This window comes from Ruegeria sp. CE9, from assembly GCF_056537425.1.
In genome coordinates, this window is sequence record NZ_JBQFRO010000009.1 from 90,371 (window position 1) to 104,684 (window position 14,314).

Here is a 14,314-nt window from a genome sequence, read left to right on the forward strand (position 1 = left end):
CGAAAAGGGACGGAGATAGAGTGGGAATATGAAGCTCGGTTTTTTTACCATGCCGATGCATCCGCCCAACAAGCCTTTGACGCTTTCGCTTGCAGAGGACCGCGAAGCCTTTATTCTTGCAGATCAACTGGGATACTCAGAAGCTTTTTGTGGGTCGCATTACACAGATTGTTGCGAGACTATTCCGTCTCCGCTTGTGTTTCTCGCGACGTTGGCGGATGCGACTTCCAACATGCGGTTGGGTACGGCAACCGTCAATCTTCCCAACCATCACCCTGTTGAGCTTGCGGCTGACATTGCCCTTCTTGATCATCTTCTGAACGGGCGTTTCAATCTTGGCATCAGCCCCGGTGGGTTATCCTCAGATGCAGAAGCCTTCGGTACAGACAAGCAAGATCGCCTTGCAATGTTCCTTGAGTGTTTTGAAATCATTCAAAAAATCTGGCGTTTACCGCCGCCCTACAATATCGATGGGGAATTCTGGAAGGTGTCAACCGGGAATACATTTGATATGGAGCAGGGCATGGGGGCAATCCCAAAACCCCTGCAAGCGGAAGTTCCGGTTTTTTCCACCGTGCTTGAACCGTACTCGAAAGGGGTCATGGCCGCTGCAGAACTGGGTTGGTTGCCAATATCAGCCAATTTCACACATCCTGACTGGTTGAAATCGCATTGGGATATGGCTGCGCAGGGATTCGCGCGGGCAAGCCGGGGCACTTCGATTTCCGAATGGCGTGTGGCGCGCAGTATCTTCGTCGCCGACACGCCACAGGCGGCCCGCGATTATGTCCTGGCCGAAAACAGCCCCTATCTGGCGTATTTCGAAAACCTGCTTGGCAAATTCACGTCTTTGGGAAAGGTGCAACATCTGATTGGTCCGGAGAATCAAGATAACGTGAAGCCCTGCGCCGAACAGTTGGTCCGGGACATGGTAATTTTCGGGGATGCCTCTGAGGTGGCTGATCGACTAAATGCGCTGCGAGAGAAGACGGGACCGTTTGGAACGCTGCTCTATGTGGGTGCCGATTGGGCTGAACCGGAATTGGGCCGCGCTTCGATGCGTATGATGGCCGAGCAGGTGCTGCCAAAGATCACTTGATCTTTCCGGCATTTTCAGCGGCCAGCACGAAGAATTCGATGATCGTATCCAAAATGAATGTGCGTTCGCGTGACTCAGCACCCGCATTCGGCAACACGATGCTAACCTCGTATGGCACACGGACCTCGGTTGGTTTGGCATGCAGGCCGAGACGGGTGAAAAACCGGGCAGTCAGCGGATCAATCACAGCGATGCCCAGACCTTTGGAAACCATCGCGCAAAGCGTTGAAGCATAAGGGGCCCTAGCCACCACATCGACGTTGCAGTCGTCGCCAAGAATGATGTCATTGATGCGCCTGACAAAACGGGATTCGCCAGCATACAGCACCAGTGGTTCAGAGCGAATATCATTGATAGACACCACGCTTTTCGTTGCCAGCCGGTGATCGAACGGCAGAACACACATAACGTTGATATTTGGTAGTTCAATTTCTTTCAGGGCTGGGTTCTTTACTGGCCCGAGCGCAAGCCCAAGCTCGTATTTTTCCAACGCGACGGCGTTGATGATGTTTGGAGAAAGGTCCGCATAAGCTTCTAGCTTGGTGTTCGGCCACCGGCGGTGGAATTTACTGGTGATTTCCGGCAATACAGTCAGGGATGCCGCCAGCGTCACCGCGATTGAGAATTTGGATTTTCGCTCACGTTCGATTTCACGTGCAGATTCTATGATCTCGGTCAGGCCAACAAAGCTGCGGTGTACATCTTGATAAAATGTGTTTGCTTCTCGGGTTGGGAAAATCTGTGTGCCCTGCCTGCTGAACAATTGGAACCCTATCTCAGCTTCAAGATCGCGCACCAGGCGGCTCACCGCAGGCTGAGACGTGAACATTTTTTGTCCTGCCACAGTGAAGCTGCGGTTGATGAACACTTCTCTAAAGGCTTCGATCTGCCGCTGAGTGATTGCCATGTCCCCTCCGTCCGTGATCGCCTAAATTAACATATCATAAACGCATGGTTGATCAGGAATAATTCGTTTTCTTTATGATCATGATCTGCAGAACATATCCCCCGATTGGATCTGCACTGCGAAGCGGTGTGCCCAACAAGGGGGAGAATTAGCAATGAAACCTAAGAACGCGACGATCCAGGCATGTACGGTTGCCATTCTGCTCGGAACGGGGCCATTGGCGGCTCAGACACTGGACTCCAAACCGGTCCTGACGCTTGAGGTCGCCAAGGCAATGGCCGATGCGTGCGAAGCTTATCAGGCGGCAAATGGTCTGCCTCCTCTGAATATTGCTATCATGGATGACGGTGCGAATTTGAAGCTGTTCCGCCGACAGGAAAACGCTTTCTTGGGCAGCGTCGGCAACGCGCTTGAAAAGGCGCAGACGTCATCCTGGTTTCCATTCTCCTCTCGCTTCATCGAGGAACTGTCCTTTGGCGCTGAGGGCAACGCGCCGGCCTTGCCAGGACTTGCGCATGTATCCGGTGTGATTTCGTTTGCTGGTGGTCTCCCGATCATGGCAGGCGATGCACATATCGGAGCCATCGGGATCAGCGGGGCGACAGCTGATCAGGACGAAGCTTGCGCCCAGGCAGCACTGGGTGCTGTTGCCAGCGTATTGGGCGAATAACGTCATGTTGCGGCGTCGATTGCGCTCAGTCCAAGATACTGGTCGCGAATTGCGTGATCTGCCTTAAACTCCTGGGTTGTCCATGTACCAACAAGTTGACCAGAGTTCATGATAGCAACCCGGTCGCTTGCAACTTCTGTGGCGTGAATGTTTTGTTCGATCAGCAGTACCGGAACACCCTCATCGACCATCTTTCGAATAGTTTGGGACATTTCGTCAACTATGGCAGGGGCCAGCCCTTCTGTTGGTTCGTCCAGAACCAAGCACTTAGGATCGGTCATTAATGCGCGCGCGAACGCAAGCATGGATTTCTGACCACCTGACAGGTTGCCAGCTGCTGTCGTCTTGCGATCAGAGAGCGTCGGGAACATGTCGTAAATCTTGCTATCGGTCCACCTTGATCCGCTTGATTTACGGGCAAGCATCAGATGTTCTTCGACCGTGACGGAGTTAAAGATGCGCCGACCTTGCGGAACGTATCCCAGCCCCGCCTTAGACCGCTTGTATGATGGTGACTCTGAGACATCCGTCCCGCCAATTTGGACCTGTCCCGTCATGCGCGGCGGGGACAGACCCATGATCGCACGGGCAAGCGTGGTCTTGCCCGCGCCGTTACGACCCATCAAAGCCAAACATTCGGCACCTATTTCAAGTGTAACGCCTTGCACAACATGCGCGTGGCCATACCAAGCGTTCACCTTATCCAGCGAAAGTCCGATTTCCACTGCCATCATGTATTCCCCAAATAGATGTCACGGACCGTTTCATTCGCGATAACCTCATCTGGCGTTCCGGTCATCAGGATCTCGCCATGGTGCAAAACCGTTAGTCGCTCGCAAAGCGAGAGGATTATTTCCAAATCATGTTCCACCATGATCATCGTGACAGATTTCGGCAGGTCCCGAATTGCCTGAGCCAGCGTTTCCCGCTCAGCCGGGGATAGTCCGGCCGCCGGCTCGTCCAGCAAAAGCAACCTTGGATTTCGATGCAGAACCATTGCCAGTTCAAGTTGGCGTTGCGCACCATGTGACAGGTCTGCGACGGGCTCGTCCAACATGTCCGACAAGCCCATACGTTCCGCCATTTCAAGAATGCCGATGGCCCCGGGTGAGTCTTGCCAAGGGGTCCATAACGACGGTAACGCGCCGTTACCTTCGCTGAGCATAAGATTTGCCCGAACCGTTTCGGACAAAGCGAGGCTTGAGACTTGATAGGTGCGGCCCAGTCCAAGATTAACACGGTCCTGAATACTGTGCTTGGTGACATCCTGCCCATTCATTTCTATGGTTCCGTCACTGGCGGAAAGATCACCTGCGATAATGTCAAACAATGTCGTCTTTCCGGCACCGTTAACCCCTACCAATCCATGTCGTTCACCGGGGCTGACGGAAAACGTCACCCCCGACAAGACGCGCGCAGCACCGAAAGACTTTTCGATGCTTTTGATCTTTAGCGATCCGCCCGCGTTAGTTTGCATGGAACTCGCCTTATTCCTGGTAGTAAGGATCAGAGCAGTCGCCCGGAGGGAAGTCCGCCGTGTCACGTGGATCGGCCATATAGTTCTCCGGGTCGTAGGGGCCGAACTGGCTGACCGCTTCGAAGGTAGCGATAGGCACATTCACCAGCTCACCATCGATCTTTTGAACTTCGTTGATATAGATGTTCTGTACGACGTTTCCGTAATCGTCGATTGTGATCGGACCACGCGGTGCGTCAAACTCGAACTCACGCAGCGCTGCCACCATTGCATCACGATCCTTACCTGCTTTGGCAATCGCTTCCATGACCTGATGCATCGCGACAAAGCCATGCTCACCGGGGGCCGACGGACTGTCGCCATAAGCAGCTTTATACGCTTCAACGAAGGCTTTGTTTTCGGGTGTGTCGAGATAATCGGTATACTGAACCGCCGAGACGCCACCAAGCGCGCTGTCGCCCATAAGTCGCAGCATGAAGGGCAGAAAGAAGTTTGAGCCTCCGATAATGGGCATCTGATCACGCAAGCCGAACTGTTCGTACTGGTTGAAGAACGATGCGGCATCCGTGCCGGCACCGTTGTACATAACAGCGTCTCCCTGGGGCAGCGTTGCAAGGATCGAGGCAAAGTCGTCTTGGCCCAACGGGTGATAGATCTTTGTTACCTTCTCACCGCCCGCGCGGCAGAAGGATTTCAGAAATCCGCCCATCTGGTTGTGTGGGAACGAGTAATCCTCACCGACCATGACAATATGCTTCATACCCTGTTGAGCGATGTATTCGCCAAAGGCGAACATCGGTTGCGCCCCGGTCCAGCCAGGCCGCACAACGTTTGCGCAGCGGTCCCGCATCGTGTCATCCTCGGCCGCCGCGTAAGCAATCACAAGTGGCGTGCCGTCGGCGCAGGCCCATTTGGCCGCTGCCGACCCGATGAATCCAGCGATCGGCCCAACGATGATGTCAACTTCATCCTGAGAAACAAGCCGTTCGATCCGGGTTAGCCCAACCTCGGCGTTGAGTTCGTCATCCGCGATGATCAGCTCAAATGTGTGATCCCCTGCCTGGTAGCCGGCTTGTTCAGCAGCGAGCTCGATCCCTTCGACCATCTCCTCGCCAAAGAAGGCAAACACGCCGCTGAGCGTACCAATCACACCGACCTTGATGTGGTCTGCCGAAGCGGTGTTGCCAGCCATGATCAGGCCAAGCGCAGTTGCGCCGAGCAGGTTTCTGGAAAATAGAGATTTCATTGGTTTTCCCCCTGTTGAGAGTTGGTGTTGGAATGTGGGATGCCAAAACTCTTTGCCGCCTGCAGCGTCTTGGTGCGCTGCCGTCGCAAGGCGTCCCGGATGGTGGGCACGAGCCCGTCCGGCATGGCGATCATGGAAAAGATCAGGATGCCGCCGAAAATGATGAGATGACGCGATGTGAAGATGTTGATGGTCGCTTCCAGAAACACGAGCAACACCACACCGACCAAAACACCGGTCTTCATGGCAACTCCGCCAAGAACGACCGCTGTCAGTACCCAGATAGCCCGGTTCAGGTCCAGCGATGGCGGTGTGATAAGCCCGGTTTCCCAAGTCAAAAGTAACCCGCCCAAACAGGCGTAAAACGCGGTAAGTTGAAAGAACAGAAACCGCGCGCGCGCCACCGGGTGACCAAAAGCCTTCATGCGCGGTTCATTGTCGCGAATGCCGCGCAGCAGCAGACCAAAGCTCGATGCGGTCACACGCCCGGCGCTCCAGAATACCAGTGTCGCGACGATCAGCGCCATGTAGTAACTGGTCGTACGGGAATCGAACCCAAATCCAAAGACGCTCGGTGTGGGAATACCGGTAAAACCGTTGGTTCCCCGCGTCACATCGCTCCATTGAAACGTCAGTGCCCAGAAGAGTTGTCCGAGCGCAAGCGTCAGCATCATGAAGGGCACACCCACGACACGCGCTGTCAGCAGTGCAAATACGATAGCGACCAGTTGCACAAAGACAATGGCAATCAGGATCGCCCAAAAGATCGGGACATCGTGGCTCATCACGGAAATTGCAAAAGCATACCCGGCCAAGCCTGCACATGTTGTCTGCACGAGCGAGACAAGTCCCAATTCGCTTGCCAAGAGCGCCACGCTAAGCGCGATGATCGAAAAGATTATGGCGCGGTTGGCCAGGAGCAGGAAGTAATCACCCAACACAAACGGCAGCGCAAGCATCACCACTGCCGCCAGACTGAACCAAATGGGCGATTGGTTCTCCATACTGCTACACCTTCTGCCCAAAGAGGCCATGCGGACGGAACGTCAGCACCAGAACCAACGGCACAAAGAGGAACATCAGCGAAAACTGCGGCGCGAGGGCGGACGAGAAACTGACCACTAGCCCGGTGACAAGCGCGCCGACGATTGCACCGTTGATACTGCCAAGCCCACCAAGGATCACAACGACCAGCGATAGCATTAGCACGCGCACACCTGTTGTAGCCGAGAGCGAAACGAATGACGCGCCAAGAACACCTGCGAGACCAGCCAGCAAACTGGCAAATCCGAAGACGATTGCGAAAAGCAGGCCGACGTTGATTCCCTGGCTTTCCGCAGTTTCACGGTCATCTACCCCAGCGCGAATGGCGGCGCCGGTCCGTGTATGGGTCAGGATGAACCACAAGATGGCCGCCAACACGATGGCGAAAACAAGCACTGACAACCGAAACTTCGGGTAACGTAGTACGCCCAGATCCACGGCACCGCGTAGAAACTCGGGCGCAGCGAGACGCTGTGGTGTTCCGCCAAAGATGACCAGCATAGCGTCGGCCACAATGATCGCGACACCTATCGTAATAATGGCTTCCGGCAAGTCCTGGCCCCGCACGCGTAAAAGCAGCACCCGTTCGACAAAGACACCAAGGACCAAGGACGCTCCTCCTCCGGCGACCAGGGCCAGCCCGAACGACCCGGTTTGACCAAAAGTCCAAACCCCGACATAACCTCCCAGCATATAAAGAGCGCCATGGCTGAGGTTGATGACTCGCATCAAGCCGAAGGCCAAGGTTAACCCGGACGCCATTACAAACAGCAGCGCCGCGAAGGTGACGCCGTTGATGGTAAGGAATACAAAGGTCGTCAGGGTCATGCGAACACTCCTTCGGGTACAGCCGATACGCGCATATGGATCGTCATGCCCGACCGATCTGGCGAAACGCTTCAACCTGTTCCTTGATCGCAATCTCGACCGGCAAACGCTCCATGCTCGAGGCTCCGTAGAACCCTGCCATGTCCGAGCAATGGTCCATGATGAACTGGGCATCTTCGGGCATGGCAATCGGGCCGCCATGACACAGCAGAACGACGTCGTCACGCACCGAGCGGGCCGCCGCCGACCATTCATTGATCAGCGTTGCGCAATCCCCGAGTGACTTTGCGCTTTGCGCACCAATAGCACCCTTTGTTGTCAGCCCCAGATGGCAAACAACAATATCGGCTCCGGCCTCGGTCATCGCGATGGCCTCATCGGACGAAAAGACATACGGCGTCGTTAGCAGGTCCAGTTCATTGGCCTGACGCACTAGGTCGACTTCGGCGCCAAAGCCCATTCCCGTCTCTTCCAGATTGGCCCGGAATATGCCGTCGATCAGCCCAACAGTTGGGAAGTTCTGAATACCGGCAAAGCCAACGTCCTTGACCTGTTGCAGAAACTTGGGAATATCGCGGAACGGATCTGTTGCGCAGACTCCAGCCAGCACCGGCGTATGCTTCACAACAGGCAGAACCTCGCCCGCCATTTCCATTACGACGCCATTTGCATCGCCATAAGGCATCAGCCCCGCAAGCGAGCCGCGCCCGGCCATGCGGTAGCGCCCCGAGTTGTAAATGACGATCAGATCAATGCCACCCGCTTCTTCGCATTTGGCCGAGATTCCCGTGCCGGCGCCGCCCCCGATGATTGGTTCGCCGCGTGCCAGTTTGGCGCGAAATCCTGCCATAATGTCTGTGCGTGTTTGTGTCATAGGATCGTCCTCAGCCTGAAACCTCTGTCCAAGCGGAAAGCACCGCCTGCGCAAAGGTCGGATCGTTGATATTGGCGTCTACGGGAACGAGCTTTCGGCTGTCCGTTTGCTGAACGGTTTCTTCAAGCGCCGCGAACAGGGCAGCGTCTGCATCCGGGTCGTGAAATGGCATATCGGGCGCGTCGATTTGGCTGACGCCGCCCAAAGGCATCAAAAAGCGCACCGGTCCCTTACAGCGATTGAGCTTCTCACCGATCCAGCGGCCAATCATAGCGTTTTCTTCTGCTGTCGTGCGCATCAGGGTAACTTGCGCGTTATGAACAAAGAGGTTTCTCTCCTTGAACTGGTTCGGCACCGTTTCGACGCCGCCAAAGTTGACCATGTCCAGCGCGCCGCAAGAGCCGACAAAGGGAATCTGCGTCTCAGCGATGCAATCGAGCCGGGTTTCGTCCGCACGCATGATCCCGCCAACCAGAAGATCCGCGATCTCAGTGGTGGTCAGGTCCAGGCAGCCTCCGATTAACCCTGACTCGATCAGCTTTTCCATGGCTTTTCCGCCCGCGCCGGTGGCGTGAAACACCAGACAATCGGCATCCGCCTCAAGAGCCTCGCGTACCTGCGTGACCGCAGGCGTGGTCACACCGAACATGGTCATGCCGATTGTGGCCTTGTCGGAAATTGCTGTTATGGGATTGGCCGCCATGCCCGCAACAGCATTCGCCGCGTTGCCCAGAACCGGACGCGTGATCCGGTTCAGACCCGCAACATCGGCCACAGAATTGATCATGCAGATGTCACTGGACCCAACATAAGATGAGGTGTCCCCAGACGCGACGGTCGATACCATCACTTTGGGGACACCCACCGGGAGAACCCTGAGCCCTTGTGTGACAAGAGCGGTGTTGCCGGAGCCGCCAGCACCGATGATACCTGCCACATCCGTTCGCGCGGCAAGGAAGTTTTCGAACGCAACAGACATGGCCGAAACTGCCGCCCCGCGATCTGTCCCGCCCAGGACCGCGTCAACACCTTCGGGATGATGCGCCGCGACGTCCCGCGCGGAGGCATCAGCCCCTTCGCCCGTCCCTTGTGTGCTGAGGTCAACAAGACAGGTTTCCAGACCGTGGGCTGCGATCAGGTCGCGCATATACCGCAACTCTTCATGTTTGGTGTCGAGTGTTCCGACAACATAAACCTTGCCCGGCATATGCGTTCCCCTCATCGAATTTGATTGTTCAAAGTTCGCGGATCGGCGCCGGATGGCCCTGCGCCGATGTGTCGCTAGATCCGGCGGCCGACCAATGCGCCTTCGTTCACCGCATCGAACGGATGGCGGGGCCAAACCGCGTCGCCGATCACGTGGTATTCAATGTCCAGGTCATCCAGGACTTCACGCTCGACCACATCCACCAAATCCCGGTCCACTTCCCGGTACCACGCGTAAACTACCTGATCGACGTCTTCGAGCTTCTCCATCTGGCCGTCTGATTGGATCGTGACGGTGTCTTCTCCAATCTCCTCGATATTGGTTTTGACCCTTATGGAGATGTCTTCATTCTCCTCGATGCGGGGCAATATCTTGGTCGATGTGATGCCTTCAATGTCCTGACCAATACCGTCTGCGATATCGACGATGGTCACCGACGCGCCGTTCTCATTGAGGTATTCGGCGGTGGTCAAGCCAAGCTCCTGACCACCCATCACCACGACGTTTACACCAACGTCGGCATGCCCATTGATCAGGTCCTGATACGTGGTCACGTGGTCCTGATCGATCCCCGGAATGTAAGGTGGCACAAAAGGTTTTGACCCGGTCGCTATGATCAGCACATCCGGCTTTTCCGATCGAATCTTGGCTGCATCGACTTCGACACCCATCTCGACCCGGACACCGGCGCGTTCCACAAGGCCAATCCGGTCCTGCGCGGCACGCCACCAATTACGGCGGTTCTTGGTGGAACTTAGCACCTTGATATGACCGCCCAGTTGCTGGGATTTCTCGTACAGGGTCACATTATGGCCTCGTGATGCAGCCACTTGGGCCGCTTCCATTCCCGCCATACCACCACCGACGACCATGACGCGTTTGGCGGTTTTTACGGGTTTGAGCGCGAATTGGCGTTCGCGCCCGGCGGCAGGGTTCACTGTACACACAACCCGGTTGTTGATGAACAATTCGCCAATGCACTTGTTGCAGGCGATGCAACCGATCACTTGATCACGGTCGCCGCGTATCGACTTTTCGTAGATTTCCGGATCGCAATGAAACGCCCGGCCCATATGGACATAATCGGCATCACCGCTTTCAATGGCACGTTCCGCGATATCCATGTCATTGACACGCCCGGCGCCAATCACGGGTATAGAGACCCCTTGCTTGACTTCGCGGGCTATCGGCAAAAGGCAGCCCTGCTGAAGGTCCATCGGTTGAATAATCGTCGCGGCGGATTCGTAGACGCCAGCGGAGACATCAACGTAATCAAGCCCGCGTTCGGTCAGGTGGTTGACGAAATCGATGGTTTGCGGAACCACCATGCCCCCTTCAAGGTCTTCGGTGGCAGACAGTCGTATGCCGACTGGAACGTCGCCCCCCACTTCCTGACGGATCGTGTCATAAATCTCGGTCGGGAACCGCCAGCGGTTCTGCTCCGAGCCTCCGTATTCGTCAGTACGCTGATTAAACTTGGGAGAAAGAAACCCGGTGATGATATAGCCATGCGCACCGTGAATGGTGATCATGTCGTACCCCGCCTGAACGGCCCGGCGTGCGGCCTGTCGAAAACACTCGCGGATCCGTGCCATATCCTCCTTGTCGACCTCGCGGGGAATGTATCCGCCCGATGGTTCGCACGGGATCGGAGATTGCGCTTCGGGTTGCAGACCGGATTTGAAGGTCGACGCCTGACGCCCCGCATGCATGATTTCAGTGACCGCACGGGTGCCATGCTTGCGCACGGCATCCGTCAGTCGGGCATGGGGTTCGATATTCCGATCATCCCACAGGCCAAGCTGCCAAATCTGGCCCCGGCCACGAGGATGCACGAAAGTGGATTCCATGGTTATCATGCCCACGCCGTGCTTGGCCCGCTTTTCCATGAAGTCGACATAGAACTGGGTGGGATTGCCAACGCGGTCGCCCCATTGTTTTTCCATTGGAGACATCGAGACCCGGTTCTTGATCGTCAGACCGCCGATCCTACCTTCTTTCGAAATGTGTGAATATTCGGCCACAATACCCTCCCAAGTGCCAATTCTCGTTTTTTTGATAGAGTTGGTCTCAGTGTGGAAAAGTGACGTGAGTATGAAAAATGTAATTTTGCGATGAAGTATGTAAAAATATTATGATGTAATAATTTCATAGACTTGAAGAAATATTTCTTGCTATTTTTGATGATGCTCTCTGAATGGTTGCGTCAGATACACGCTAAGATGGAGCCAGCGCCGGCCAATACAGAGCCACTGAGGATGTGTCGCAAACTCTGAGGTCTAGTTGACGCGCATGCGTGATCTTGGGCTTCTTCTCGTCGAATAGTTTTCGAACAGGTTGTTTGAGTATGATCTCATTGAAGGGCTGTCATTTCCCCAAGGATGCAGTTTTGTACGTTGGGCTTTGTTGCAAAGTTTTGAGCTAACCGAACTGTCTTGGCGATCGGAACGAAGTTAGGCTGCGAGTTCAGCGAATTGTTTAAACGGACAGATTCCAGGCGCGAATTTGCCCTTTCGGATCATGTGAGAAACTTCGATGCCAGCAAGTGTTGCGGCAGCTGAGGGAAATCTCTTGAAACCGAGCATCGGGCGCGTTCGCCGTTTTATGAAACGATGGTCTTGTTCTACGATGTTGTTCAGATATTTCCGCCTGATCATCTCGATCGGGATGGGGCAGCCAAAACCCGCAAGCATCTTGTTTATTGCCTTGATGCCAGCGGAGTGGATCTGTTGCAAAGTTTCTTATTGACCGAAGAGTTGACACCGAACCCGCGGCTCATGCCGCCAGTTCCGCAAACTGACGAAACGGACAGATTCCGGGCGTGAGCTGACTTTTGCGGATCATGTGTGCCACTTCGATCCCGTCCAGTGTAGCCGCCGCTGAAGCGAAGGCCTTGAACCCCAGCATCGGGCGAGTTCGTCTTTTGATGAAACGATGGTCCTGTTCCACGATGTTGTTCAAGTATTTCCGCCTGATCATTTCAATTGGGACCGGGCAACCAAAACCTTTCAGCATCTTGTTGACGGCTTTGAGGCCAGCGGTGTTCGCTCCGCTTTTGTCGATGACAATCTTTCTCGGAAGGCCGTTGACCTCCAGCATTCGGGCGAAGAATTTGGTGGCTGCGGGTTTGTTCCGACGTCCTGAAAGCATGAAATCAAGCGTCTTGCCGTGCTTGTCTACGGCACGATAGAGATAAACCCAGCTACCTTTCACCTTAATGTAAGTCTCGTCCATTCTCCAGGAGCGGTCGCACGGTCTCTTTCGACGACACGCAACATCGGCAATTGCACTAGCGTATTTTGTCACCCAACGGTTCAGCGTGATGTGGTCAACCGAAACTCCACGCTCGGACATGATTTCTTCAAGGTCACGGTACGACACGCCGTATCGAAGGTAGAAGAACACAGCAAAGAGGATCACATCCTTGGGATATTGCGCGCCTTTAAAGGAGATCATGAGCTGGCTTTCGGCTGAATTTCACCGGTCGCTATTCACTCTCTGCGTTCTTGAGCGTCAATGGCAAAAAGTTTGCAACAGATCCCCCCATTTCGCCCCTGCCAGTCGTGACATAATCTTGTTTACGCGCAAAAATTGGTATTTTTGATTGTTACATTTTAGTTCAGTCAAATCTTAGTTATATTTGATAAGTATCCCTTATCATGCTATTTGAAATCTGACCCAATTTGACGCAGAATGGGTACATGAAGCCCCCTGCCCCATACCTCCCCGCCGCGGCCCCTGCCCTCTCGGAAACAGATCAGGAGGCGCTCACTAATCTTTATGTGCGCGGCACACCGGAAAACACGCTGCGGGCATATGAACGGGATTTACTTTATGTCACCGCCTGGAAGTCCGCGCGGTTCGCAGCGACGCTGGACTGGCCGGAATCTGAGGCCACCGCCCTCGCCTTCATTCTCGATCACGCCCGCGATCTGAATGACGCACCAGAAACGGATATGGCGCGCGAAACCGCAGAAGCGCTAATTGCTCAGGGGCTGCGCAAGTCCCTCGCCTGCCCTGCCCCTTCGACGCTGGACCGGCGCATCGCCTCCTGGCTTGCCTTTCATCGAATGAAAAACCTGACCAGCCCTTTCGGGGCGCCGCAGGTGAAGCAAGCCCGCGCCAAGGCGCGCCGGGCAGCAGCCCGACCCCCTGCCCCAAAATCGCAGCACCCGATTACCCGCGATGTGCTCGAGCAATTGCTGTCCACCTGTCGGGGGTCCCGGCGGGATTGCCGCGACCGGGCAATCCTGATGCTGGGTTGGGCTTCTGGTGGCAGACGGCGCTCGGAGATCACCGGGTTGATGTTTGAAGACGTCTCACTGAAGGAGTTCGACGAGAAAAGCCTGGTTTGGATTTCACTGCTGGAGACCAAGACGACAACCAAAGGTGAAACACCGCGGCTGGTGCTGAAAGGCCGCGCAGCCCAGGCTCTGGTCCATTGGATCGAGGTCGGACAGATTAAGAACGGGCCACTGTTCAGACCAGTCTCAAAAGCGGATCGTGTGCTGAAACGTCGGCTTTCACCGGACGCTATCTATCAGATCGTCAAACATCGCCTCCGATTGGCCGGGTTGCCGGAGGACTTCGCCTCGCCGCACGGTCTGCGTTCTGGGTTCCTAACCCAAGCCGCACTGGACGGCGCCCCAATCCAGGCTGCCATGCGCCTCTCGCTGCACCGCTCCATGGCCCAGGCGCAGAGATATTATGACGACGTCGATATCGCGGAAAACCCGGCAACGGACTTGTTGGGGTGATCACTTACTGATTGTTCAAAGAAATCTCTGCTTGAGGGAAACTCTGACTGCAATGCCTATGTCTTTTTCCCTGCGGCGTCCGTCAAAGTGGCCAGCGCGGAAACATGTCACAATAGATCCCCAGACAGATCGATTAGCTTACGAAGTTACAATCCTGTCCAGAAATTAAGGTGTCATTCTGTACGCCGCCGGAATAAATCCCGAC

Annotated in this window: 13 protein-coding genes and 1 pseudogene; 3 read left to right on the plus strand and 11 right to left on the minus strand. The window is 55.2% G+C overall.

Features of this window, described 5'->3' with window-relative positions; genetic code table 11:
* Positions 1-28: 28 nt before the first annotated feature.
* The gene (locus tag ACR0B3_RS16620) at positions 29-1,099 is read left to right on the plus strand and encodes an LLM class flavin-dependent oxidoreductase (RefSeq protein WP_480810054.1); all 1,071 of its coding nucleotides are present in this window, start codon (positions 29-31) and stop codon (positions 1,097-1,099) included.
* Here the strand turns inward: ACR0B3_RS16620 and ACR0B3_RS16625 are convergent.
* Positions 1,092-2,006: a LysR substrate-binding domain-containing protein gene (locus tag ACR0B3_RS16625; RefSeq protein ID WP_480810055.1), complete on the minus strand. Its 915-nt coding sequence runs from the start codon at positions 2,004-2,006 to the stop codon at positions 1,092-1,094. The two genes, ACR0B3_RS16620 and ACR0B3_RS16625, sit on opposite strands and share 8 nt — an antisense overlap.
* A gap of 154 nt (positions 2,007-2,160) precedes the next feature.
* Between ACR0B3_RS16625 and ACR0B3_RS16630 the strand changes: the two genes are divergently transcribed.
* The gene (locus ACR0B3_RS16630; RefSeq protein ID WP_480810056.1) at positions 2,161-2,676 is read left to right on the plus strand and encodes a GlcG/HbpS family heme-binding protein; all 516 of its coding nucleotides are present in this window, start codon (positions 2,161-2,163) and stop codon (positions 2,674-2,676) included.
* Between the two features lie 2 nt (positions 2,677-2,678).
* On the opposite strand, the gene ACR0B3_RS16635 is transcribed toward ACR0B3_RS16630, so the two are convergent.
* From ACR0B3_RS16635 to ACR0B3_RS16680, 10 genes and pseudogenes are all read right to left on the minus strand, one after another.
* Entirely contained in the window at positions 2,679-3,410 is a 732-nt protein-coding gene (locus tag ACR0B3_RS16635; RefSeq protein ID WP_480810057.1) for an ABC transporter ATP-binding protein, read from the minus strand.
* Positions 3,407-4,153, minus strand: coding sequence for an ABC transporter ATP-binding protein (locus tag ACR0B3_RS16640; protein WP_480810058.1), 747 nt, complete (start codon positions 4,151-4,153; stop codon positions 3,407-3,409). Before ACR0B3_RS16640 ends, ACR0B3_RS16635 begins: the two co-directional genes overlap by 4 nt.
* 10 nt (positions 4,154-4,163) lie before the next feature.
* Complete coding sequence (locus ACR0B3_RS16645) at positions 4,164-5,399, minus strand: ABC transporter substrate-binding protein (RefSeq protein ID WP_480810059.1); 1,236 nt, start codon at positions 5,397-5,399, stop codon at positions 4,164-4,166.
* A complete protein-coding gene (locus tag ACR0B3_RS16650) occupies positions 5,396-6,403 on the minus strand; it encodes a branched-chain amino acid ABC transporter permease (protein WP_480810060.1) in 1,008 nt (335 codons plus the stop codon). Before ACR0B3_RS16650 ends, ACR0B3_RS16645 begins: the two co-directional genes overlap by 4 nt.
* A gap of 4 nt (positions 6,404-6,407) precedes the next feature.
* On the minus strand, positions 6,408-7,271 hold the full coding sequence (locus ACR0B3_RS16655; RefSeq protein ID WP_480810061.1) for a branched-chain amino acid ABC transporter permease: 864 nt from the start codon (positions 7,269-7,271) through the stop codon (positions 6,408-6,410).
* 43 nt (positions 7,272-7,314) lie between these two features.
* Positions 7,315-8,145 carry a phosphoenolpyruvate hydrolase family protein gene (locus ACR0B3_RS16660; RefSeq protein WP_480810062.1) on the minus strand — a complete coding sequence of 277 codons (831 nt, stop codon included), beginning with the start codon at positions 8,143-8,145 and terminating at the stop codon, positions 7,315-7,317.
* Positions 8,146-8,155: 10 nt separating this feature from the next.
* Positions 8,156-9,352: a Tm-1-like ATP-binding domain-containing protein gene (locus ACR0B3_RS16665; protein WP_480810063.1), complete on the minus strand. Its 1,197-nt coding sequence runs from the start codon at positions 9,350-9,352 to the stop codon at positions 8,156-8,158.
* A 74-nt stretch (positions 9,353-9,426) separates the two neighbouring features.
* Positions 9,427-11,376, minus strand: a complete 1,950-nt coding sequence (locus tag ACR0B3_RS16670) for an oxidoreductase (protein ID WP_480810064.1) — start codon at positions 11,374-11,376, stop codon at positions 9,427-9,429.
* Positions 11,377-11,805: 429 nt separating this feature from the next.
* Positions 11,806-12,069: pseudogene (locus tag ACR0B3_RS16675) on the minus strand (DDE-type integrase/transposase/recombinase); the annotation flags it as partial.
* Between the two features lie 58 nt (positions 12,070-12,127).
* Positions 12,128-12,808 (minus strand): IS6 family transposase, encoded by a 681-nt coding sequence (locus ACR0B3_RS16680; protein WP_480809997.1) that lies wholly within the window; start codon positions 12,806-12,808, stop codon positions 12,128-12,130.
* 245 nt (positions 12,809-13,053) lie between these two features.
* On the opposite strand from ACR0B3_RS16680, the gene ACR0B3_RS16685 reads away from it, so the two are divergent.
* Entirely contained in the window at positions 13,054-14,109 is a 1,056-nt protein-coding gene (locus ACR0B3_RS16685) for a tyrosine-type recombinase/integrase (RefSeq protein ID WP_480810065.1), read from the plus strand.
* Positions 14,110-14,314: the final 205 nt, after the last annotated feature.

Bases quoted from the DNA above. Each gene is read 5' to 3' on its own strand.
- ACR0B3_RS16620 (WP_480810054.1), top strand. From the start codon at position 29: ATGAAGCTCGGTTTTTTTACCATGCCGATGCATCCGCCCAACAAGCCT.
- ACR0B3_RS16625 (WP_480810055.1), bottom strand. From the start codon at position 2,006: ATGGCAATCACTCAGCGGCAGATCGAAGCCTTTAGAGAAGTGTTCATC.
- ACR0B3_RS16630 (WP_480810056.1), top strand. From the start codon at position 2,161: ATGAAACCTAAGAACGCGACGATCCAGGCATGTACGGTTGCCATTCTG.
- ACR0B3_RS16635 (WP_480810057.1), bottom strand. From the start codon at position 3,410: ATGATGGCAGTGGAAATCGGACTTTCGCTGGATAAGGTGAACGCTTGG.
- ACR0B3_RS16640 (WP_480810058.1), bottom strand. From the start codon at position 4,153: ATGCAAACTAACGCGGGCGGATCGCTAAAGATCAAAAGCATCGAAAAG.
- ACR0B3_RS16645 (WP_480810059.1), bottom strand. From the start codon at position 5,399: ATGAAATCTCTATTTTCCAGAAACCTGCTCGGCGCAACTGCGCTTGGC.
- ACR0B3_RS16650 (WP_480810060.1), bottom strand. From the start codon at position 6,403: ATGGAGAACCAATCGCCCATTTGGTTCAGTCTGGCGGCAGTGGTGATG.
- ACR0B3_RS16655 (WP_480810061.1), bottom strand. From the start codon at position 7,271: ATGACCCTGACGACCTTTGTATTCCTTACCATCAACGGCGTCACCTTC.
- ACR0B3_RS16660 (WP_480810062.1), bottom strand. From the start codon at position 8,145: ATGACACAAACACGCACAGACATTATGGCAGGATTTCGCGCCAAACTG.
- ACR0B3_RS16665 (WP_480810063.1), bottom strand. From the start codon at position 9,352: ATGCCGGGCAAGGTTTATGTTGTCGGAACACTCGACACCAAACATGAA.
- ACR0B3_RS16680 (WP_480809997.1), bottom strand. From the start codon at position 12,808: ATGATCTCCTTTAAAGGCGCGCAATATCCCAAGGATGTGATCCTCTTT.
- ACR0B3_RS16685 (WP_480810065.1), top strand. From the start codon at position 13,054: ATGAAGCCCCCTGCCCCATACCTCCCCGCCGCGGCCCCTGCCCTCTCG.